Origin of the sequence: Vibrio sp. 1874 (assembly GCF_033344395.1) — a bacterium.
In the GTDB taxonomy this organism is placed as follows: domain Bacteria; phylum Pseudomonadota; class Gammaproteobacteria; order Enterobacterales; family Vibrionaceae; genus Vibrio; species Vibrio alginolyticus.
The window spans coordinates 1-1,034 of the sequence record NZ_JAWPOR010000189.1 but is presented as its reverse complement, the minus strand read 5'-3'; the positions used below and the strand labels follow the sequence as shown (position 1 = coordinate 1,034).

At 49.2% G+C, this 1,034-nt stretch carries 1 protein-coding gene; it reads right to left on the bottom strand.

Translation table 11 applies throughout. From position 1 onward, the window contains the following. Positions 1 to 20: 20 nt before the first annotated feature. A partial coding sequence (locus tag R8N46_RS25520) for a glycoside hydrolase family 36 protein (RefSeq protein WP_318189818.1) occupies positions 21 to 1,034 on the bottom strand: 1,014 nt, incomplete at its 5' end.

The following is a 1,034-nucleotide window of genomic DNA, read 5'->3' as shown; positions in this document are numbered from 1 at the left end:
TACGTTGTTTTCAATGATCTTTACGCGGTCACTATTGCTTTGGCATTCAGACCTCTATCGACACTCACTAGAAGCAACTGACAAGGATCTTGGTTGAGCTTTTCTCCGGTCCAGTAGTCATACCAATCAACGGGCTGATCCGCTGTGAGAGTAAATTCAGTCGCATTGTGATTCGCGTAATTGAACAAACAATGTAGATCATTCTTGTCCGTCAGTTTCAAAAAAGCATGGCTCAAACTTAACGCCGTGAACTTAGCAGATTCTTGGCTGCGTCGTTGTCGCAACATCAGCTTCGCCAAGGTTTTACTCGCAAATGGCGTGATTTCCGGGAGAGGGTCGCCAGACAAAAGCAAGCCGCCAGACGCTAATAATACGGTACGGTGAAACTCGTAGTCTTCACGTGATGCAGCTTGATTAGCAAGAGAAGTAAACGTCGCGCAGTCTGGGTCAATTTGCCACAACTTACGGTGCTGCCAGCTACGGAAAAACGTCTCTTTAGCGATCTGTTCAAAACGGTGGCTATGGCGCTCGACGTCATCAGACACGCGCATCGCATCCACCAGCCCCAAAGATGGCCACATTGGCGCGTTGCAGCCAAGCAACCAAGCGTCTCCTGCGCCTCTGGCGATCGCCTCCATCCCTAATCGATACGCTTCGACACCCGTAATACCAGACTGACTACGTTTTCCTTTTAGTGTTCCCCAGTAGTTTGCATCGAGCTTAAACAGCTCTACGCCCCACTCTAGCCTCATCACTGACACAACGTGCGTTAGATGATCTTGTACTTCGGGATTAGACGTATCGAGAATATACCAAGGCGTGCAACGCCAGCCACCGTAGGTAACATCTTCGGCTTTAAGGAGCTGACCGTCAGGATGACGAACAAACCATTCAGGATGTTGCTTAAAGACCTCAGATTCTGGCTGCGCTATGAAAGGAGCCATCCAAATCGCCGGCTTTTTGCCTTTTGCGCGAATGTTTTGAATCAACTCCTTCACACCGCCAGAGAATTTATCCGACGGCGTAAGCCAATC